23 protein-coding genes are annotated in these 19,887 nt (G+C 71.4%); 8 read left to right on the forward strand and 15 right to left on the reverse strand.

The window, feature by feature from the left end; all coding sequences use genetic code 11:
* Nucleotides 1-34: 34 nt before the first annotated feature.
* From LLS1_RS11950 to LLS1_RS11960, 3 genes are all read right to left on the reverse strand, one after another.
* A complete protein-coding gene (locus tag LLS1_RS11950) occupies nt 35-856 on the reverse strand; it encodes a CPBP family intramembrane glutamic endopeptidase (protein ID WP_226655814.1) in 822 nt (273 codons plus the stop codon).
* Nucleotides 853-1,257, reverse strand: coding sequence for a hypothetical protein (locus LLS1_RS11955; RefSeq protein ID WP_226655816.1), 405 nt, complete (start codon nt 1,255-1,257; stop codon nt 853-855). Before LLS1_RS11955 ends, LLS1_RS11950 begins: the two co-directional genes overlap by 4 nt.
* 125 nt (nt 1,258-1,382) lie before the next feature.
* On the reverse strand, nt 1,383-1,934 hold the full coding sequence (locus LLS1_RS11960) for a GIY-YIG nuclease family protein (RefSeq protein WP_226655818.1): 552 nt from the start codon (nt 1,932-1,934) through the stop codon (nt 1,383-1,385).
* Nucleotides 1,935-2,089: 155 nt separating this feature from the next.
* Between LLS1_RS11960 and LLS1_RS11965 the strand changes: the two genes are divergently transcribed.
* The 3 genes from LLS1_RS11965 to LLS1_RS11975 all read left to right on the forward strand — a co-directional run bounded on the left by LLS1_RS11965 (nt 2,090) and on the right by LLS1_RS11975 (nt 3,193).
* Entirely contained in the window at nt 2,090-2,428 is a 339-nt protein-coding gene (locus tag LLS1_RS11965; RefSeq protein WP_226655820.1) for a hypothetical protein, read from the forward strand.
* A 228-nt stretch (nt 2,429-2,656) separates the two neighbouring features.
* Nucleotides 2,657-3,013 carry a hypothetical protein gene (locus LLS1_RS11970; RefSeq protein ID WP_226655822.1) on the forward strand — a complete coding sequence of 119 codons (357 nt, stop codon included), beginning with the start codon at nt 2,657-2,659 and terminating at the stop codon, nt 3,011-3,013.
* 24 nt (nt 3,014-3,037) lie between these two features.
* Nucleotides 3,038-3,193 carry a hypothetical protein gene (locus LLS1_RS11975; protein ID WP_223359665.1) on the forward strand — a complete coding sequence of 52 codons (156 nt, stop codon included), beginning with the start codon at nt 3,038-3,040 and terminating at the stop codon, nt 3,191-3,193.
* 6 nt (nt 3,194-3,199) lie between these two features.
* Here LLS1_RS11975 and LLS1_RS11980 read toward each other — a convergent pair whose 3' ends face one another.
* The 4 genes from LLS1_RS11980 to LLS1_RS11995 form a co-directional block, all read right to left on the reverse strand.
* A complete protein-coding gene (locus LLS1_RS11980; RefSeq protein ID WP_226655824.1) occupies nt 3,200-4,789 on the reverse strand; it encodes an LTA synthase family protein in 1,590 nt (529 codons plus the stop codon).
* A 34-nt stretch (nt 4,790-4,823) separates the two neighbouring features.
* A complete protein-coding gene (locus LLS1_RS11985) occupies nt 4,824-7,040 on the reverse strand; it encodes an acyltransferase (protein ID WP_226655825.1) in 2,217 nt (738 codons plus the stop codon).
* Nucleotides 7,041-7,403: 363 nt separating this feature from the next.
* Nucleotides 7,404-8,195 carry an alpha/beta fold hydrolase gene (locus LLS1_RS11990; RefSeq protein WP_226655827.1) on the reverse strand — a complete coding sequence of 264 codons (792 nt, stop codon included), beginning with the start codon at nt 8,193-8,195 and terminating at the stop codon, nt 7,404-7,406.
* A 32-nt stretch (nt 8,196-8,227) separates the two neighbouring features.
* The gene (locus LLS1_RS11995; RefSeq protein ID WP_226655829.1) at nt 8,228-8,764 is read right to left on the reverse strand and encodes a cytochrome C5; all 537 of its coding nucleotides are present in this window, start codon (nt 8,762-8,764) and stop codon (nt 8,228-8,230) included.
* A gap of 396 nt (nt 8,765-9,160) precedes the next feature.
* Here LLS1_RS11995 and LLS1_RS12000 point away from each other — a divergent pair, with 396 nt between their 5' ends.
* A complete protein-coding gene (locus LLS1_RS12000) occupies nt 9,161-9,442 on the forward strand; it encodes a hypothetical protein (protein ID WP_226655831.1) in 282 nt (93 codons plus the stop codon).
* Nucleotides 9,443-9,464: 22 nt separating this feature from the next.
* On the opposite strand, the gene LLS1_RS12005 is transcribed toward LLS1_RS12000, so the two are convergent.
* The 4 genes from LLS1_RS12005 to LLS1_RS12020 all read right to left on the reverse strand — a co-directional run bounded on the left by LLS1_RS12005 (nt 9,465) and on the right by LLS1_RS12020 (nt 12,073).
* Nucleotides 9,465-9,704, reverse strand: a complete 240-nt coding sequence (locus tag LLS1_RS12005) for a UDP-N-acetyl glucosamine 2-epimerase (protein WP_223359679.1) — start codon at nt 9,702-9,704, stop codon at nt 9,465-9,467.
* Between the two features lie 251 nt (nt 9,705-9,955).
* Nucleotides 9,956-10,597, reverse strand: a complete 642-nt coding sequence (gene xrtR / locus LLS1_RS12010) for an exosortase R (RefSeq protein WP_226655833.1) — start codon at nt 10,595-10,597, stop codon at nt 9,956-9,958.
* The gene (locus tag LLS1_RS12015; RefSeq protein WP_226655835.1) at nt 10,587-10,808 is read right to left on the reverse strand and encodes a hypothetical protein; all 222 of its coding nucleotides are present in this window, start codon (nt 10,806-10,808) and stop codon (nt 10,587-10,589) included. Before LLS1_RS12015 ends, xrtR begins: the two co-directional genes overlap by 11 nt.
* A 473-nt stretch (nt 10,809-11,281) precedes the next feature.
* Entirely contained in the window at nt 11,282-12,073 is a 792-nt protein-coding gene (locus LLS1_RS12020) for an NAD(P)-dependent oxidoreductase (RefSeq protein WP_226655837.1), read from the reverse strand.
* Between the two features lie 547 nt (nt 12,074-12,620).
* Between LLS1_RS12020 and LLS1_RS12025 the strand changes: the two genes are divergently transcribed.
* From LLS1_RS12025 to LLS1_RS12040, 4 genes are all read left to right on the forward strand, one after another.
* On the forward strand, nt 12,621-13,070 hold the full coding sequence (locus LLS1_RS12025) for a MaoC family dehydratase N-terminal domain-containing protein (protein WP_223359700.1): 450 nt from the start codon (nt 12,621-12,623) through the stop codon (nt 13,068-13,070).
* Nucleotides 13,067-13,507, forward strand: coding sequence for a MaoC family dehydratase (locus LLS1_RS12030; protein WP_223359701.1), 441 nt, complete (start codon nt 13,067-13,069; stop codon nt 13,505-13,507). The genes LLS1_RS12025 and LLS1_RS12030 overlap by 4 nt, the downstream gene beginning before the upstream one ends.
* Nucleotides 13,504-14,661, forward strand: a complete 1,158-nt coding sequence (locus LLS1_RS12035; protein WP_226655839.1) for a UDP-N-acetylmuramate dehydrogenase — start codon at nt 13,504-13,506, stop codon at nt 14,659-14,661. The genes LLS1_RS12030 and LLS1_RS12035 overlap by 4 nt, the downstream gene beginning before the upstream one ends.
* Before the next feature lie 99 nt (nt 14,662-14,760).
* Nucleotides 14,761-15,468: a hypothetical protein gene (locus LLS1_RS12040; protein ID WP_226655841.1), complete on the forward strand. Its 708-nt coding sequence runs from the start codon at nt 14,761-14,763 to the stop codon at nt 15,466-15,468.
* 58 nt (nt 15,469-15,526) lie between these two features.
* Here the strand turns inward: LLS1_RS12040 and LLS1_RS12045 are convergent, their stop codons facing one another.
* The 4 genes from LLS1_RS12045 to LLS1_RS12060 form a co-directional block, all read right to left on the reverse strand.
* Nucleotides 15,527-17,623 carry a RecQ family ATP-dependent DNA helicase gene (locus LLS1_RS12045; protein ID WP_226655842.1) on the reverse strand — a complete coding sequence of 699 codons (2,097 nt, stop codon included), beginning with the start codon at nt 17,621-17,623 and terminating at the stop codon, nt 15,527-15,529.
* Nucleotides 17,624-17,635: 12 nt separating this feature from the next.
* The gene (locus LLS1_RS12050; RefSeq protein ID WP_226655844.1) at nt 17,636-17,806 is read right to left on the reverse strand and encodes a hypothetical protein; all 171 of its coding nucleotides are present in this window, start codon (nt 17,804-17,806) and stop codon (nt 17,636-17,638) included.
* 85 nt (nt 17,807-17,891) lie between these two features.
* Complete coding sequence (locus LLS1_RS12055) at nt 17,892-18,287, reverse strand: hypothetical protein (protein WP_226655846.1); 396 nt, start codon at nt 18,285-18,287, stop codon at nt 17,892-17,894.
* An 8-nt stretch (nt 18,288-18,295) separates the two neighbouring features.
* Complete coding sequence (locus LLS1_RS12060) at nt 18,296-19,885, reverse strand: PspC domain-containing protein (RefSeq protein ID WP_226655848.1); 1,590 nt, start codon at nt 19,883-19,885, stop codon at nt 18,296-18,298.
* Nucleotides 19,886-19,887: the final 2 nt, after the last annotated feature.

Here is a 19,887-nt window from a genome sequence, read left to right on the forward strand (position 1 = left end):
GGGGGTCCTCTCAGTGTAGGACTGCCGGCCCGCGCTACGAGTGCGCGCGGACGGTCAGCAGGGTGGTCGTGATGAGGTTGAAGAACACGTGCGTCCAGATGCCCGGGCCCAGTCGGCCCGTGCGCGCGGCGTACACGCCGTTGACCACGCCGAGGCAGAAGGTGACGACTCCGAGGTTGGTGAGCGTGACCGGGCTGCCGATCCCCTCGTGCAGGTGGAGGGCGGCGAACAGCAGCGCACTGCCGAGCACCGCGACGATCGCGGCGGTGCGGCGGGCGCCGCGGGTCGGTTCCCCGGCCGCGCCGGCCGAGCGTCGCAGGATGCTGTTGCGGATGCCCCGGAGCACGAGGCCGCGCAGCAGTAGCTCCTCGCAGAACGGCGCGACGACGGCGACGGCGACGAACCCGTTGACCACCAGCCAGATCCCGCTGGACGAGGCCGCCTGGTCGTTGGACTGCGCCTTCTGGCCGTAGAGGGTCTCGATGACGGCGCTGATCGGCGCGGTGACGATGAGCAGTCCGACGCCGGTTCCGAGGCCGATGAAGACGTCGTACCAGCGGAACGCGAGGCCGTAGTCGGTCCGCAGCGAGCCCGACCCGCGCGTCTTCGTGACGACGACGGCCGCCACGATGACGGCGGCGTAGGTGACGACCCAGACGATCAGGCTGGCGATGTCCCCGCCGGCCGCCACCGCGTCGACGATCGCGACGAGCGCGATCCAGACGGCCGCGACCGCGACGACGGCCAGCAGCGCCGCCGGGAGTCCCCAGCGGACCCGCGGATCGGGAGCGTACGGAGCCCGCCGCGAGGAGGGCGCGGCGACCGGGGTCGCCGGATCGGTCTGCGCGGCGCTCATGCGCGGCGGAAGTGGGCTCGGGCGGCGGGCAGCCACATCAGCACGGCGGCCACCACGACCGCGATGCCGCTGAGCAGACCGATCAGGTCGCCGGTGAGGATGGCCGCCACGAGCGCGACGAGCACGATGGCGCCGATGACCGTGAGCACGATGCGCGCCCAATTGGCGCCGCGCAGCAGGAACAGGCCGAGGAATACCCGCAGCAGAGCACCGATGAGCGCGCCTCCGACGCTCCCGACCACGATGCCGGCGCCGGTCGGGGCACTCAGCGCAGGGCTCGCGAGCAGGGCGGGCAGGCCGACGAAGAACGACAGCAGGCCGAGGGCGGCGCTGGCTATCCAGATCCAGAACGAGGCGACGACGACGCGGGGGACTCCCACGGTGGTGAAGGGATGGGACACGGCGGATCCTTCGGGTAGGGGTGGACGGAGGTGTCCACGTCCATCGTTATCGGCACCTGCGCACGATCCGTCATGACCGACGTAGCAGCCGTACCGATCCTCTGCCGCCGACCGGCGATGCGGTATCAGGCGCGGGCCGCTCGCTCGCTGCGCCACCGCGCGAGGAGGTCCCAGGGGTCTCCCGCCGACGCCCGCAGCCCGGCGACATGCCGCAGCAGGCGCAGGTCGGTCTCGAACCATTCGGTGCCCGGGATGCGCAGGTGGGCGAACTCCGTGTGCCGCTGCTGCTCGCGCTTCCGGTCGCCCCGCTCGAAGGCGAGGACCTCGTCGTGCGGGAGCGCCGCGAACCGCTGTGCCGGGTTCGCGGTCGTGCCGATCTTGATGCGGTCGCGGTAACGCAGGTAGTAGACGACATCGACCCGTGAGGCGGCGGCTCCCTCCGGCGGCAGCTCGTTCGCGCGCCACTCGCACACGGCACAGAGCCACCCGGAGGGATAGCGCACGCCCAGCCGGGACCCGCAGAACGCGCACGGCGACGGGAGCAGATCGGTCACCCCGAACTCGCCGTCGGCCCAGTCGTGCGCCTCGAGCAGGTGCGGCAGGCAGAGCCGCACGGGCGCGCCGGGATGCGCTGCGGCGGGGCAGAGGGCGCAGAGAGCGGGAGCCGTCGAGGTCACGCGGGGAGGCTACCCCGGTCCGCCGACACGTCGAGCGCGACGGAGTGGCGCGCGAGAACAGCGCCGGCGACGTCGGAGGGATCCCGCCCGCGCACCAGTGCCCCCAGCAACGCAACCCCCTTCCCTCCGACGGGACGATGGGCGATGGTCGTCGCATGAAAGAGATCGCTTACGCAGGCAGGACCGTGTGCACCTCTGACGAGGTGGGAACGCTCGTCGTGCGGATTTCGGCCCTGTTGGCGAAACGGAACGTCGCCGAAGCGATCTCGGTCCCGATCCGGGCCGAGGCCGGTGACGGGGAGGCGGTCGCCGAGATGGTCGTCGGACTCGGCAACGACGTGCTCGCGACTCCGTGCGACGGAGACGACGACGCGGCGATCGACGCCAGCCGGCTTCTCGGGGACCTCCGCGAGAGGCTCGCGGAACTCGACGGCTCGAAGCGCGTGGGGCGCACGAGCGGCGGCTCCTATTTCGACGACCTCGATCTGCTGTGAGGTGACGCGGTGTCGTCGACTCTCGGATCGCCCGGCGGACCTCGTGCGACCGCATCGACCGTCGGAGGCGGTGTCGGGATCCGACCTCCCCGCGCGACGGACTCGGCGTAATTAGCATCACGGAGGTCACCGATCAACCCCCGGGCGGAAAGTTGCCTCGGCACCCGTCTGTCCCGATGATCGAGAGAAGTGAACGAACGACGTTCAGACGAGCACGAGGGGGTTCCGATGACCGACATCATCGAGCAGGACGACACGGATTCTGCGGACGCCCTGCGCGAGGCAGAGCGCGTCACCTGGCGCAGCCCTGTCGAAGGGTTGTGGGTCGCCGAGACCCCGAGCGACTACCTGGGCATGGTCGACCGCAACCATGATGGCTTCGTCGCCACCGGCGCGACCGGCCTGGATCTCGGCGTCTTCCCCACGCGCGAGGCGGCGCAGCTCGCCGTCTACACGCGCTGGTTCGCGGCGGACGAGCCGGCCGGCCTCTCCGGCCGCATGCTGCCGATCGCCTCGGCGACCGCCGTGGCCGTCGCCCTCCCCGCGCTCGTGATCGGTGTGGCCGCCGCCGCGTCGATGATCTGACCCCCGTAGAAAGAAGGAAGAGCCATGCTCGCGCTCATCATCGTCCTGCTCGTCATCTGGGCTGTGCTCGCCATCCTCGGCTTCGCCGTGAAGGGGCTGCTCTGGCTCGCCATCCTGGGCCTGGTGTTCTTCGTGATCACCGCGATCGTCGGCTTCCTGCGACGCAACACCAAGGCCTGACGCACCTCACGGGCTGTCCCAGAACCGCGCGTAGAGGTCCCGGGACGGCGCCAGCACGAGACGGTTCCGCGCCGCCGGATCGAGGGCGTAGAGCGTCCCCGCGCGGGGATGGTCTCCCACGGCCGACACCCCGATGCCTGCGCGGCCCTCGGGTACCTCGAAGCCCAGCAGCTCGAGCATCGACGGGAGCATGGCGTACTGGTCCGTGGACGGCTCATGGACGGTCGCGCCCTCGGGCGACCAGAATCGGTTGAAGACCGTCCGCGTGACGCCGGCGGCGGACTTGCCGTCGAACAGCTGGTCGTCGGGCATCATGTACTTGTGATCGCCCATGAGGACGACGACCGTGTCGTTCAGGGCGCCGATCCTCTCCAGGTGACGGACGAACCCGGAGACGTACGTCATCGAGCAGGAGATGGCCCGCTCGAGATCGCTGCCTGCATCGGTGCAGGTGCTTCCGGGGAGGCCCGGCCTGTGGGAGTCGACGCTCAGCATCGTGAGGTTGAAGGGGACGCCCGTCGCGCGGAGCTCGTCCACCTTGTCCGCTGCGTGGGCGAACAGCCGCTCGTCCTCGAGGCCCCAGGTGTTCATCCTGGTCTCGCCCGCGGCTTTCCACGTGCTCTTGTCCATGAAGTCCGTGTACCCGTGGTCCATCATGAACAGTTTCTTGTTCGCGAAGGTGCCGTCGGCGCCTCCCATGAAATGGTTCGTGTATCCCGCGTCCGCGAGCACATCTCCGAGGCAGGTGATTCCGGGGAGGTAGTGCTCGGCGTTGGCGCCGATCTCGTTGAAGACCTCCTCGCCGTTCGCTCCGGTGCCTCCTTCGTCCGCCGCCTCCGCGGCGGCGCCGCCGGACGCACTCTTGATCGGGATGCCGCACTGTGTCGCGACGATCCCGGCCATCGTCCAGCCGAGTCCGTCCCCTTGGGCGAGGGAGTCGATCTGCGTCCACCCGTCGCCGGTGACGGAGTCGAGGGGAGCGAGGAGGTTGCGGCCGAACAGCGTCGCGTCGGCGAACGTGGGTTCCATCGACTCGAGGTAGATCGTGACGAGGTTCCGCTTCGTCTCCGGCGCCGTGACATCCGCCGGGTCGCGGTACACGTCGCTGAGCGAGTCCGTCGACGCCTGGGCGGCGATCGTCTGCGTCAAGGACACCTGGTTCGCCAGAGCAGGCGCGGTGCCGACGACGAGGAAGATCGAGAGGGAGAGTGCGAGCGCACGCCAGCCCGTGGCGGACTTCGTCGTCGAGGGCGTGGAGGATCGCTTCGGCTGCCGCTTCGCGGCGCGGCGCGTGAGCGCGATGAGTCCCGCGTAGACACCGACGGACCCCGCGACCACCAGCGCGGGCGTCAGGAGTCCGTCGACGATGAAGCTGTCCACCAGGGAGGTGTCCCCGGTGGTGACTCCATCGGCCCCTCCGGCGAGGTTGAGGACCATCTGATCCACGGTGATCACCCCGAAGTTGCTGTCGATCCAGCGGGTGATGGAGAAGAACATCGCTCCGAGAAGTCCCAGGACGATCGCTGTCGCGTAGACCCGGGTCGCGGTCGAGAACGGACGGATGGCGTCGTCGGGGGGAGTCGGTGTCGTGATCATCGGTGCCGTCCTCGCGATCTCGTGGGTGCGGAGGTCATCGGTCCGCCTGGGCATTCGTCGCACCGCGGTAGGCCGTCAGCGTCTCCGCGGAGAGCCAGGAGGCGATCTGCCTCTTCGCGGCATCGCTGAAGTGCACGCGGTCGTCGGTGTACATCCCCTCGCCCAGCCGCGTCGTCGTCGTACAGGCGTCGTTCGAGCAGACCTCCGCCTGGACGTCCAGCACGGAGAAACGCGGATGCTCCTCGGCGAAGTCGGCGAGGACGGTGTTGTACGCCGCGGCCTGCGGCGGAGTCGCGCCACCGGTGTGCAATCGGGCGTTCGCGAGGAGGACGGACGTGCGCCCGCCGACGAGTCCGGCCATCCTGTCGAGCGCGGCGCGGTATCTCCGGGCCGAGGCGGCGTCGGTGAGGTCCGTCCAGACGCCCTCCCGCTTCTGGGCCATCGCATCGCGGCTCACGTCCACGATGATGACGTCGGGACGGGCGGTCTGGATCGCTGTCGCCCAACGGTCCTCCCAGTCCGAGCACTCGGAGGGGATCGCGTCGACACGACCGGAGAGCGTGCGACGTTCCGTCGCCTCTGCGAGGCCGCATCCACGGGCGCCCGCGAGGGTGACCGTGAACGGCGTGGTCGGCGCATCGGAGTCGTGGACAGGTTCGTCGGCGTCGGCGTCGGCGTCGGCGAAGTCGAGCGACGCCGCGAGACTGTTCGCGAGCGAGTCACCGAGGGCGAGGACCGCGACGTCGCCCGAACCTCGGGGTGCGGTGAGCGTCGTCGCCGGGAAATACCAGAGCGCCGCGGTCGTTGCGACCAGCGCGCTGGCGATGACGACGATGCCTTGCGGGTTCCAGCGCCGGAGCCGGAGAGGCTCCATCACGAGGTGGTGGAGCGCACTGCCGACGAGCAGGGCGGTGGGAACCCCCGCCACCAGCACATCCCACGCCGAACCGGCCGGCGACAAGGCGCGGACGACCCAGAAGATCGGCAGATGGACGATGAACAGGGTGTACGCGACGTTCCCCATCCCCACGAACGGCGAGAAGTGGAAGAACCGGTTGACCTGGTTCACCGGGCTGGTGAGGGTGAGCACGAGCACCGCCCCGGCGACGGCGGTGAGAGTGAACCCGCCCTCGTAGAGCCAGGTCTCGGTGTAGGTGCTCGCGCGCCCCCACATCGACACGAGCCAGATCAGGCTGATCGCGGACGCGAGCGAGACGAGGGCGCTCCGCACTGCGCGACCTCTGCGGAGCGTCCCCGCGGATCGCGGCACCCGGCGCTTGGCGGTCAGGCGGCTCCGGCGCTGGGCGACGAGGTAGCTGACGGCGGCGGCCGCAGCCCCGGCGAGAAGTCCGGCGAGGTGCGTATCCGTGCCGAGATAACTGCGTTCGGTTCCTGCACTGCCGGCGCTCCAGCGGCTGGCGACGGTGCTGAGGGCGACTCCGACGATCGCGAGGCCGAGCACGAGTACCGCGGTGATCGGTGACCATTGCCACGCGTTCGGCCCGGCACGACGCGCCAGGCGTCGCGTGAGGAGCCTGCCGAGTGCGAGGACCGCGAAGATCACCAGCGGCCACGCGCGGAAGAACTGCTCCACGACGGCGACGACCCAGAGATGTCCGAGCGGGCTGATCCGGTCGAAGGTCTCGGAGTAGACGGCTTCCGCGCCGATCTCCTCCCAGTTGTTGATCAGGAGCAGGGAGGCCAGCGACTGCGTCGAGAACCGCTCGAGCTCGTCGTAGGTCCCGAGCCGGAGCACCGCGATGAGCGACAGCCCGGCCGTGAGCGCGAGGGCGGGGATCAGCGGCTTCAGCCGACCGAGGTAGAACCGGATCAGTCGGACGGTCCCGGTCGAGTGGAACTCCGCGAGCATGGCCTGCGTGACCGAGAAGCAGAGGAGCAGGAGGAACAGGTCGACGCTCAGGACTCCGACTCCTGCGATGCCGGCGTCGAACAGCAGGATGCTCAGGATGACGACGCCGCGGAAGCCGATGACGGCACGTCGAGGCGCCGGGACGAGGGCGAGGGGGTGAGCCCGCGACCGACTCCGGGTGGTCGCGGCGGCGTGCGCGGCACGGCGCCGACGCGTGCTCAGCGGAGGGTGGGCCGGGGGACGCTTCGACGGGGAGTCGCGGGAGTCGTCGATCGAACTGCCGGGATCGACCGTGGCACGTGGCCGCACCTTCTTCGCCCCTTCCTGTGAGCTGGTCCAGAGGAAGGCGTCCCCGAACTCCGCCTTCTGCAAAGGACCCATACAACCCCGTCGACGACGGGAGGCACGTGGTCTGCCACAGGAATCGAGTAGGCCTTCCCTGTCACCTCCGTACTCTTCGCCCGTGATCCAGCGCGACACCCGGGGCGGGCCGGATGAGTGCCGGGGGAATGCACTCATCCGGCCGAGGCGCGGGTTCCCGATCCCGTGCCACCCCTGCGGCACCTGACGCCGCACTCCGGTGATCTCCGGAGGCTCCCAGTGTGGGCCGACGGTCCGGCCCGACCCGTGGGGGTGGCAGAACATTGGGTGTCATCCGGCGGGCGACTGCGGCGGCCGCCGCCGATCGTGGGGGTGACACCTCCTGACAGCGGGTGGCGGGCCTTGCCGGGCGTCCCGGGAGCTCTACTCGGTCGGGGACCCGAGGCCGACGAAGGGCAGGATGCGCTCGGCAGCCTCGCGCGGGTCGCGGATCATCGTCTCGTGCCGGTGTCCCGGGACCTCGGAGTACTGGGCGCCCGGGATGCTGGCCACCACGGACCGGCACCACTCGGGCGGGCACACCTGATCGTCGGCGCCGCGCAGGACGAGTGTCGGTGCAGCGATCCCCGGGTAGGCCAGCTCAGGCCGGTGGCTCAGCATCGCGTGCAGCTTGCCGCGCAGGTTCGGCCCGGCGCGCAGGTACTCGCGCGCGCCCTTGTACAGCACGAGCGGTTTCTCGACCGCCAGGTCGCGCGCCATCCGGAGCAGCTGCGGGGCGAGCCGCCTGGCGCGCCGGTCCACGGTGGGCGCGACGAGCACCAGCTGCTCGACCAGCGCGGGATGACGCACCGCGACCTCGGTGGCGACCTGCGTCCCCATCGAATGCCCGATGAGCACGACGGGGCCGAGCCCGGAGGCACGGACGAACGCGGCGACGAGGTCGGCCGTGCGCTCCATCGTGAGAGTCCGCGCGGGTTCGGGCGCGGACCCGTACCCGGGCTGGTCGATCGCGACGACGCGGCCGTGCTGGGCGAGGAGCTCCACGAGACCGTCGAAGACCTTGCGGCCCATCCCGATGCCGTGGACGAGCAGGAACACCGGCCGGCCCGCTCCCGCCTCTTCGGCGACGAGGGTGGCGCCCCCGTGGGAGAAGGTGACGACGCGTGGGTCGTCGGCGAGGGGCTCGGGGCCGGAGTCGGGCGGGAGGTCGGGCACGGGACGACGATACCGCGAGCCGCCCGCTGCGTTCAGCTCTCCGGCCGCTCCGCCGACAGATGGTCGAGCAGGGCGTCCAGGCTGCTGAAGGTCAGCGTCTCGGTGCCGTCGTCGTCGCGCTCGTCGACCTCGACGTCCTCGACCGCGAGGTCGGGGTCGAGCTGCGCGCGGATGAGGCTGTCGGGGAACTGGCGGGGCGCGTCGAACGACAGCAGCGTCGCGTCCGCGAAGACGACGATCGAGGTGAGGGCGAGGTCGTCGCGCAGATCGGTCTGCTCCTCGACCGGCTCGGACCCGACCGCCGCTTCGAGCTCGCCGGCTATCGCATCGACGATCCCGCCCCAGTCGGCGACGGTGAGGTTCAGAAGGCGCCGGACGGCGTCCGCGAAGGCATCGACCTCGAACGGGCCGCGCTCCTCGACCTCCGGGTCGACGTTGACCATCACGTCCGCGCCGGTGGCGGAGAACCGTCCCTGCCCGTACACGAAGGTGTCCTCGATCTGCGGTGCGGTCAGGAGCCCGCGACCGGCGAGCTCATTCTTCAGATCGTCGAGGGATGCGGTGCTCATGGCCGCCACGATACCGGGAGCCGGGGTGCGGGACCGTGCCCGTAGTGCGGCTGGGACGTCCCCGGCCTCGCATCTGAAGGCCCGGCGCTACCCAAACACCGCTCGCCCTCTACGGGGATCTCGGCACGTGCTGCTCGGAGGCGATCGGCACCTCTTTAGCATCGCGGAATCGTCGCGCATGCGCGCGATGTCTGATCCATCGAAGGAGTCGCCCGCCATGCATGCCGAGGTGTTCGTCAGTCAGGTCTCCGGCGCGCCGATCCGGGTGGCCTGCCGGTGCGGCCGGCGGAAGGATCATCCTCCTCTGACGGCGCTCCTGCGTCGGAACGAGGACCGTCTCGCCGACACCATGCACGGTCGCGCCCACCGCGCGGGTGCCCCGGCGAGCGGCTCGCCGTGAGTCGCGTGCAGCGCAGCTCCGTCGCCGCTCTGGACGTCGCGCTGATCGGTGTCGGTGTCTGGTGCGCCGCCGTCCTGCTCGACACCCTCCTCCACGATGCGGTCACGGTCGGTGCCGCGGGTGCGGCCAGGGCGGCTGTGGCCGGCCTCGGGTCGCTGGCGGCGCTCGCCGCCGGGGGATCGTGCGCGGTCGCCCTGCTCCGGCGCGGCGGCGACGAAGCACCACGCCGCGCGACATTCATCGACCTCGGGGGTGACGACGACCGCGCGGACGGCTGAGGGCCGGCCAGGACGCTCCGCCTCAGGCCGCGCGTGCCTCCACGAGGCGACGGATCTCGCCCGCGATCCGCACGGACGCAGTCCCGTCCCCGTACGGGCTGGGGAGCGCGGCCAAGGCCCTGTGACGCTCGTCGCGTTCGGCGATCCAGCGATCCACGATGGTGGAGATCTCGGTGCCGGGCAGTACCCGCTCGGCGAACGAGCCCATGACCTCGGGCCGCTCCGTGGAGGCGCGGACGACGAGCAGCGGGCGCTTGATCACGCCAGAGGTAGGCGAACGAGATGCAGATGACGACGGAGGCGGCGACGGCGAGGACGGGTACCATGGTCTACCCCTAACGGGTGGTGTCGGCGGTGCTGTGGTGCTCCGGCGGGTGGTCCGGAGAGGGCGGCTCCTTGCGAGCGTTCGGTGGGGGCGGAGGGGGTGCTGGCCGCGCGGGGCGCGGCCCCCGGGGGGGGGGGGGCGGGGGGGGGGGGGCCCACCGGGCTGGTCGAGCGGGCTCGTCGACCGGGCTAGTCGTCCGAGGCGCGGGGAGTGGTCGCGGCGCGCCGGCCACGCGGGGCGGGGCGGGTGCTACCGGGAGGCCGCTTGAAGGCGACGACGGCCATGAGGACCAGCGCGCCGGCCATCCCGACGAGCATCAAGATGGTTCCGACCGGCCCGTGGAACCAGCGGAATGCTTCGATCCCCCAGGTGCCCCAGGCATACATGAGCATTCCGATGCGGACGAGGCTGAGCACCATCATGCCGGCCACGCCGGCCGCCGCTGCGAGGATCACCCGGTGGATCCGGACTCCGCGCCGCAGAGCGAGCAGCCCCGCCAAGATCGCGATCGGTCCGAGGTAGAGCGCGATCGCGCACTGGACGGTGATGACCGCGAGCACCCAGCCGTCACCGGCGGGGAACGCGATCGCGGGATTTCCCCCGCGGAACGCGAGGACAGCCTCGGAGCCGAGCAGGTCGTGGGCGATCCAGACCATCGCGTGCGCCTCGAACTCGCGGACGACCCGCTCGTTCAGCATGACGAGCACGCCGACGGCCACGAGGGCGAGAGCGGTCAGCCACGCGGCGATGCGCGCGAGCGGGAACCCGCGGCGCCCACGGTCGGCACGGCGGCGGGGAAGCGCGACGGTCTCAGCGAGCTCAGCCGACATGACGGCCCCCCATCGCATGACGTGCGCCGATGTCGTGAGCGGCCTTGTCCTGGCGGCGATGACCCGCTGCACGCAGCAGGAGGAGACCGCCGAGGAGGAGGAACAGGCAGACGATGGTGACGCCGACGACGGTCATGATGGAGCCGCCGCCGGTCGCGGCGAGGACGCCGCCGACGGTGAGACCGCCGCCGATGGGTGCGGACTGGTACATGGGAACCTCGTTTCGTGGAGCCGACGTGTGGAGATCCCTCCAGACGCCGACTCGACATCCCTCTGCGCGAGGCACGCATCGGCCGGCGCTAGGACGCACGGCACGGAAGCGACGGATGTTGGTTCGGGTGGGAGATCCTGATCGGGTTGGGATCGGATTCCAGTGTGAACGACCATCGCGCGACATTCGGTAGAGCGTGGCCACGCTCAGTAACCCGCCTCCGGAGGTTCCGTAGAGGCCCGCACTGCATTGGGGAATGTGGGTGCCAGGGCGCCCGTAGCGCGTATCGGACGCCCTGGCGGGGTCGGGCAGCCCCCTGGCGCCTGTCCCCTCCTGGCGCCGTCGTCATTGCCCCTGCAGGCGACGCCGAATGCACCCTAACCGGCCGCGCCCTCCGCCCAGCGGCGTCCAGCCCGATAACCCGTACGGCACAGCCGGCGCTGGGTGGCGCACGGCTGTCCCCTCCGTACGCGCTACCAGGCCAGCCCCACCGGATGCCGGCTGTCGCCGAACGGAGCGCCGAGCGGAACGTCGAGGCTCGGCGGCTCGGTCGGGCCGCCGGCGCGCTCCGCCACCGCGACGGCGTCGTCCTGCGGGAAGTAGCCGATCGCCTCTCCCTCTTCGAGGGGGAACCAGCCCGGCCGGTTGGCGGACACTCCCCAGACGATGTGGTGGCCGGGCTCGCGGATCGCCGCCGCCGCCTCGATCAGCCGCGTCGCGTCCCCCGGCGAGAGCCACGTGGCGAGCGACCGCGAGTCCTCGGGCCGCTCGGCGAACGTGCAGATGCGCGCCGACACCACGGCCATCCCGAACTGATCGGCGTAGAGGCTGCCGAGCGCCTCCATCGCCGCCTTGCTCACGCCGTAGTAGGTGTCCGGTCGGGGCGGCAGCACCAGTGCACTGCGCGCCGTCGAGGCCGGCGCGCAACCGAGCGCGTGGATGGAACTCGCCAGGAGTACCCGTGGCACCCCCGCCGAGTACGCAGCCTGGAGCACGTTGCGGGTGCCGTCGATGTTCGTCGAGAGGATCTCGTCCCACGGGCGCTCGGACGCGGCTCCGGCGAGGTGGACGACCGTGCCAGCGCCCCGGAACGCCGCGGCCAGCGCATCCCGATCGTCGATGGACGCACGTACCTCCTCGCCCGGCGCCCCGTCGCGGCCGTCGACGATGTCGATCGACCGCACGCGGTGACCGTGGCCGATCAGGCGCGGGATCACCGAACTCCCGATGCGGCCCCGCCCGCCCGTGATCGCGAACACCGCCATGACCGCCTCCCTCATCGCGCCCGGCGGCGCGTCGCCCCCATCAGTACACCGCGCGGACGCCACGCCGAAGGGGGACGGGGCGACACGCCGACACGCCGACGCGGACACGGCCCGCGGGGTCGGCGGTTCGGCGACCGCTGGGGAGTGCGGCAGGGCGCCAGCCGGCATCGTTTTCGCTGGTCAGAAGTGACATCTCCGTCGGTCTGCTGGGTCGCTGCGGGAGCCTGATCGGAGGGCTCGATGTCGGTGGTGGGCCCTACGATGGGGGTCGAGGCGAAAAAGTTGGAAAACACTACATGTAGTGGAATGACAATCGTGTCATTAGGGTTATATAGTGGGTGAACACCGCGCGAAGCGGTGAAAAACGAGACTTCAGGGGAGGCCATCATGGACTACGAAAACGACAGCGTCGGCGGCTACGCGGTTCCCGTCGACCCGATGGACCTGCTGCAGTGCGACAGCTGCCAGTAGGCGCCGACCACACGTAAGAGGGAGCCCCGGCCTGGTGCCGGGGCTCCCTTTTTGTCTGTCACCGTAGAATCGACGGGTGCCAGTGAATCCAGCTCTCCAGGGCCGTGCGTTCCCGCCGACCGCCCCCTATCTCGTGGGGCGTGAGAAGGTGCGCGAGTTCGCACGCGCCGTGTTCGCGACCGACCCCGCCTCCTTCGACCTCGATGCCGCGCGGGCCGCCGGTCACGACGACCTCGTCGCGCCGCCGACGTTCTCGATCGTCGTCCAGCAGCTGTCGCTCGATCAGCTGCTCGCCGACCCGGAGGCCGACATCGACTTCAGCCGGGTCGTCCACGGGGACCAGCGGTTCACGTTCTCGCGCCCCGTGGTCGCCGGCGACGAGCTGACCGGCACACTCACGGTCACGGCCGTGAAATCGCTCGGCGCACACTCCATGGTCACCGCGGAGACGGTCATCAACGACGCGGCGGGCGAGCACGTCGTCACCTCCATCTCCACACTGGTCGTTCGAGGGGACGAGTCATGACCGCGCACACCTCCACCGCACCCGACTTCGCGTCCCTCTCCGTCGGCGACGTGGTCGCCGAGCGCGACTACGAGCTCAGCCGCGACTCCCTGGTCCGCTACGCAGGCGCGTCCGGCGACTTCAACTCCATCCACTACCGCGACGACATCGCCGCCTCGGTCGGACTCCCGGGCGTGATCGCGCACGGGATGCTCACCATGGGCCTCGCGGTGCAGCCGGTCGTCGACTGGGCCGGCGACCCGGCCCGCGTGGCCGACTACCAGGTGCGCTTCACGCGCCCGATCGTCGTCGACCCGGTCTCGGGCGCGACCGTCTCCGTCACCGCGAAGATCGGCCAGCTCGACGCGGAGGCGCAGACCGCCCGCGTCGACCTGACCACGACGTTCAACGGGGAGACCGTGCTCGGCAAGGCCCAGGTGCGGGTCTCGCTGGCATGACCGATCCCCAGCCGACCGCGCCGTCTGCCCTGGCGCTCTCGGAGCTGACCACGATGCGGGTCGGCGGTGCGCCGTCGCGCCTGCTCGCACCGGACGACCGCGATACGCTCGTCGCCGCCGCGCTCGACACCTGGGTGAGCGGCGACGATTGGCTGCTCCTCGGCGGCGGATCCAACACGATCGCGAGCGACGAGGGGTTCGACGGCACCGTCCTCCGCATCGTCACGCGCGGCGTGGAGCGCCTTCCCGCCCCGGACGGGCTGGTTCGGCTGCGAGTGCAGGCGGGAGAGCCGTGGGACGACCTGGTGGCGCTCACCGTCCGCAACGGCTGGTCCGGAATCGAGGCACTCTCGGGCATCCCCGGTTCGACCGGCGCGGCGCCGGTGCAGAACATCGGCGCGTACGGTCAGGAGATCGAGTCCGCGCTCCTCGGCGTCGAGTTCCTGGACTACGAATCCGGCGAAGTGCGAACCCTCACGAAACCGGAGCTCGGCCTCGGTTATCGCATGTCGGTGCTCAAGGGGGGCCTCCAGGGGGTCGTCCTCTCCGTGGATCTCCAGCTGGTCGACGGCACCGTCCCCGGCGGTGTCGGAGCCCCGCAGAGCGCGCCGGTCGCGTACGCCCAGCTCGCCGACGCCCTCGGCGTCCCGCTCGGATCCCGCGTCCCGATCGCGGAGCTGCGTCGCGCAGTGCTCTCCCTCCGCTCGTCGAAGGGCATGGTCCTCGATCCGGCCGACCCGGATTCGGTCAGCGCGGGCAGCTTCTTCACCAACCCCATCGTGTCGGAGAGCTTCGCGCGGTCGCTGCCGGCGTCGGCGCCGCGCTGGCCGGTGACCCCGCCGGAGCCGGACGCGGTCATCGGGCTCCGACCCGGCGGCGTGCATCCTCTCGACATCCCGCCGCTGGCCGACGGCCCGTACGACGTGAAGCTCTCCGCCGCGTGGCTCATCGAGAACGCCGGCATCCGCCGCGGCTTCGCCCTGCCGGGCTCCGGCGCTGCCATCTCCTCGAAGCACACGCTCGCGATCGTCAACCGCGGCGGAGGAACGGCCCGGGACGTCGTCCAGCTCGCGTCGTTCATCCAGGCCCGGGTGCAGTCCGACTTCGGCGTCCTGCTCCGGCCGGAGCCGATCCTCGTCGGGCTCGTGCTGTAGGCGCCCCCACGGCACTCTCTGAGAGTTCTCACACGCAGACTTCGTAGGCTCTTCGTCGTACGGCGCACCCGCAGAGCCGTCGATCGAAGGGGCACGACCATGGGATTCCTCGACCGCCTTCTCGGACGCGAAGAGCCGCGCTCTCTGCCGCCGCAGGCGCCCGTCGCGCAGACGGCGTCGGACACCGTACCGCAGGCCGCCCGCAGCGAGGACGAGATCGCCGTCGAGCGTTACCGTTATCTGCTGCGCACCGCCCCGCCGGAGACGATCGAACAGGTGCACGAGGAGGCGTTCACGAAGCTCACGTCGGAGCAGCGCCGACTGTTGTTCCAGCAGCTCAGCGAGAACGCGCCGGCCGGCGAGCAGCCGCGCGGCGACGACCCGCGCTCGCTCGCTCAGGCCGCCACGCGCTCGGAGCTGCGTCAGCCCGGCACCCTCGAACGATCGCTCGGCGGTCGCGCCGGTGGCGGAATGGGCCTCGGCGGGATGTTCGCCACCTCCCTCCTCGGAAGCGTCGCCGGCTACGTCATCGGATCGGCTCTGGTCAGCGCTTTCCTTCCGTCGCCTCTCGACAGTCAGGCGGGCGCGGACGGCTCCGGTGCCGAACCGTCCGGTGCCGATCCGTCCGGCGACGGCGGGCCGGGATCGACCGAGACTGCCGGAGCCGAGACGTCGAGTGCCGACGCCGGCGGCGACGCCGGTGGCTGGGGCGACGGTGGCGGCTGGGGCGATAGCGGAGGCGGCTGGGGAGACTTCGGCGGAGGCGACTTCGGCGGGGGCGACTTCGGCGGAGGCGACTTCATCTAGCGCGCCAGCGCCGAGGTCACTCCTGCGATCCGGTCGCCGGATTCGACTCTGCGCGTCCTCACCCACGGAGCGCGGCGGCGAACGGCAGGACGGCGGAGGCCCCGGCCTGGAGGAGCGCACGGCCGGCGACCGTGATCGTCCACCGGCTGTCGACCAGGTCGTCGACCAGGAGGACGGGCCGCCCGGCCGGGATGTCGAGCCCGTCTGCGCCGAAGCGGTCCCACACGGCGGCGAGGCGGAATGCGCTGTTCCCGCCGGGATCGCCGGTCGGTCCTCCGCCGTGGAGCGTTAGCGAGCCGAGGAAGGGGAGCCGGCCGGCGTCCGCGAAGCCGCGGGCGAGTGACTCGACGAACCGCGGCCGGCGGCGGGAGGGCATGGCGACGACGGCGACCGGTCGTTCCTCCCATCCCCAGTCGGCGAGGACGCGGATGCAGGCGCCGAGCAGCTCGGGCGGGCACACCGCATCCGGCGCCTGAGGTGCCAGCACGTCACGCAACCTGTTGCCCCATCCCAGGTCCGTGAGCCGGGCGAGCGCGCGACCGGGTGCGAGCTGCTCGGCGGGAGCGATCCGGCCTCGCATCGCGACCCCCAACCGGTCCGCGCCGGTCGGCCAGAGCTTGCGCGGTTCGATCTCCACGCCGACGCGGTCCAGCATCGCGGAGACCGTGCCGGACGCGTCAGCGGCGATGACGTCCGGGTACCAGGCTCCCGCACAGTTGTCACAGCGGCCGCAGGGAGCAGCGGCAGGGTCGTCCAGTGCCTCCTGCAGGAACTGCATGCGGCAGGCATCGGTCCGCTCGTACTCGAGCATCGCCTGCTGCTCCGATTCACGGGCGGCGGCGATGCGCTCGTACCGCTCCCGGTCGTACACCCACGGACGCCCGGTGGAAACCCATCCTCCGGACACGCGCCGTACGGCCCCGTCGACGTCGAGGACCTTCAGCAGGAGCTCCAGCGTCGACGCCTTGAGGTCGACGCGGCTCTCGAGCGCCCGCGTCGACTGCGCCTCGTGCGACAGTGCGTCGAGCACGGCCGCCGCCTTCTCCTCCGATGGCATCGAGGCGGTGGCGAAGTACTGCCAGATGGCGCGATCCTCGGGGCCGGGGAGCAGCAGCACGTCCGCGTTGTCCGTCGCCCGGCCCGCGCGGCCCACCTGCTGGTAGTAGGCGACGGGAGAGGACGGCGCGCCCAGATGGACGACGAAACCGAGATCGGGCTTGTCGAAGCCCATGCCGAGAGCGCTCGTGGCCACGAGCACCTTCACCTCGTTACGCTTCAGCCGGCCTTCGAGGTCCTCTCGCTCCGCCGTATCCGTCTGCCCGGTATACGCGTACGCCTCGAAGCCGGCCGTGCGGAGCACCCGTGCGGTGTCCTCCGCCGCCGCGATGGTCAGTGTGTAGACGATCCCGCTGCCGGGCAGGCCCCCCAGATTGCTCGCCAGCCACGCCAGCCGTGCGGTCGCGTCCTCCAGGGTCAGGACCCCGAGCCGAAGCGAACGTCGTGCGAGCGGCCCGCGGATGGTCAGCACCTCCGCCTGGTCGTCGCCCGCTCCCATCTGCTCGACGACGTCGGCGACCACCCGTTCGTTCGCGGTGGCGGTCGTGGCGAGGACGGGCACACCGTTCGGCAGCGCCACGATCAGCTCCCGGAGGCGCCGGTAGTCGGGGCGGAAGTCATGGCCCCAATCCGAGATGCAATGCGCCTCGTCGATGACCAGGAGCCCGCTGCGCGCGATCAGGTCGGGGAGATTCTGGTCGCGGAAATCCGGATTGTTGAGCCGCTCCGGCGAGACGAGCAGCACGTCAACGGAGTCCTCGCGGAGCCGTGCGGCCACGTCGTCCCACTCGTGCCGATTCGCGGAGTTGATGGTCACCGCGCGCACCCCGGCCCGCTCGGCGGCGGCCACCTGGTCGCGCATGAGCGCGAGCAGCGGCGACACCAGGATCGTGGGGCCCGCGCCACGCTGCCGCAGGAGCATCGTGGCCACGAAGTACACCGCGGATTTGCCCCAGCCCGTGCGCTGCACGACGAGCGCCCGTCGCCGCTCGTCGACGAGGGCGGCGATCGCCTCGTACTGTCCCGAATGGAAGTCCGCGTCGTCGCGACCGACGAGGGCTCGGAGGCTGGCGACGGCGAGGTCTCTGGTGGTGCTCATGCAGCCATCGTTTCAGAGGCGGCCGACGGCCGGACGGCGGGCGCGTGGATCCGTGGAGAAGGCGAGCGGACCTCCGTCTGTGCAGAACGATGCGCCGGACGCGCCCGCGGCGCCGCGTCCACGGGCCCAGCCGTCCGTGCGGATCCAGCGCCAGGCGATCAGTCCCGCGATCTCGACGTGCACTTCGCGCAACGCCTCGAACGAGCTGCACGTCGTACGGAGACCCCGGACGGAGACCGCCCGCCGGGGAGGTGTCAGTCCCGCCCCATCATGCCGCTTGACGGCGTCGCTGCGCCGATCGGATCGCGCCGAGCAGTGCGAACACCACGATCAGCACGCCGGCCGCGGCCAGCCACAGCGCCCAGGCCGTCCCCGGCGTCAGAGCGGCGAGCCAGACCTCCACGGAGGCCAGACGCTCCGGCGCCGAGAGGATGAACAGCGTGCTCGCAGCGAAGACGACGAGCAGGAGGCCCCACACGACGCCTCCCCAGCGGATCGGAGAGCGGCCGGGCGCGGAGGCGGTCGGGGCCCAGCCCGCCGGGGCAGGCGGTGTGAGCCAGGGCTCGGCGGGGAGCGGGGTCGTGGGCTGGGTCTGGTCGGCGAGCGGGACGGTGGGCTGGGTACCCGCGGCGGACTCGGACTGGGGGGTCTCGTCGGTGGTCATGGTGTTCCTCACTTCTGCTCGCGCTGGACGAGCACTTCGTCGATCTGGGCGATGCGGACGACAGCCGCGGGGGAGCCGGCGGGCCCGACCAGGATGTTCGCGCTGCACCCCCCGAGCGGTCGCGCCTGGCAGCGGTGCACGTGCACAGTCCCCGAGGGGTCGGCCACCGTCACCGTGGACGCCGTGGCGGCCTCGATGCGGACCGTCGCGTCGGCCGGCACGATCACCGTCGTGGGGTCGGCACCCTTGGCCAGTTCGATCTCCGGGGTCCCGGGGGCCGTCACCGCGTCAGTCAGATCGATGGTGGTCGACCCCCACCCCTGCACATAGGATGCGTCCGCCGCGGGGGTGAGGGTCCGGTCCGCCCCCACCACGACGGATGAGGCGGAGAAGCCCGCCCGCGCCCCGCCGGGCAGCGCGGCCGTGAGAGCGGTGATCACCGCCAGGATGATGCCGAACGTGATGAAGAATCCGCTGCGGCGACGGGCGAGGCCGGCCACGAGCGCGGCGACGCCGAAGATCAGGGTCGCGGCGGCGAGCGCTGCCGTGACGGCGTAACCGGACGAGCCGGTCAGCGGGATCCAGAGGGCGGAGACGGCCGCCCCCGCGATGATGGCGAGACCGACGGTGAGCCAGCCGAGGGCGGCCCCGACGCGAGGGTTGGCCGCCCGGTAGGCGGCGCGGCGGGCGTTGGCCGCCGCGTTCGCCGCCGCGGCCTGGGACCGCATCTCGGCGGATCGCTGCGCTTTGACGGCACGCATGTCCTCCGCGAGGCGCGCCTTCCAGCGGGCGTGGTCCGCCTTCCACTCGGCCTGCCGGCGCTGCCAGTCGGCGACCTCCTGCTGGCTCGCCCCGATGGTGGGCGCGGGAGGGGCGACGGGCTCGGCCGTGATGTCGAGGGGCGGGGCGGGCGCCCCGTGGACTGCTGCACCGGGTTCCGGTGCGACGGTCGGGGCGCCGGCTTCGGTACTGTCCCCTGCTGCCCGGTCGATGTCCTCGGCGGGGGCGGCCGTGGTGGCTGCGGCGCTCGCGGCAGCGGTCGCGTTGGAGTCCCGCGACGGCGCGGACGCCTCGGGTGTGCGGGCGGTCGGCCGTTTGTCGGCGGCGCGGACGGCGAAGACGATCAGTCCGGCCACGAGCCCGAGCACGAGCAGCGTCCAGAACACCCTGCCGACGATCTGCGCCCAGCCCCAGTCGTCCCAGAAGCCTCCGCCGAACCAGCCGAGGCCGCTCGACCACGGGAGCAACGAGAAGACGAGCAGGACGCCGATGGCGACGATCGGGGCCTCGATGTCGCCCTCGAAGAGGCGCTGGAGGTGGATGCGTCCGTCGCGGTCGGGCAGCAACGCCCAGGCCAGCGCGTAGATCAGCACGGCCGGCGCGCCGAGGATGGCGGCCACGACGACGATGCCGCGGACGATCAGCGGGTCGATGCCGAGCCGATAGGCGACGCCGGCGCACACGCCGCCGACCCAGCCGTCCGCGCGGACGACGCCGAGGCTGCGCATCCAGTCGAAGAAGCGGCCGCCGCGGCCCGAGAGCCCGGTGCTCGGCCCGCCATAGGGCGGCGGTGTGGTGGTGGAGTCGTTCTGTGACATGC

This window comes from Leifsonia sp. LS1 (assembly GCF_020521355.1).
In the GTDB taxonomy this organism is placed as follows: domain Bacteria; phylum Actinomycetota; class Actinomycetes; order Actinomycetales; family Microbacteriaceae; genus Leifsonia.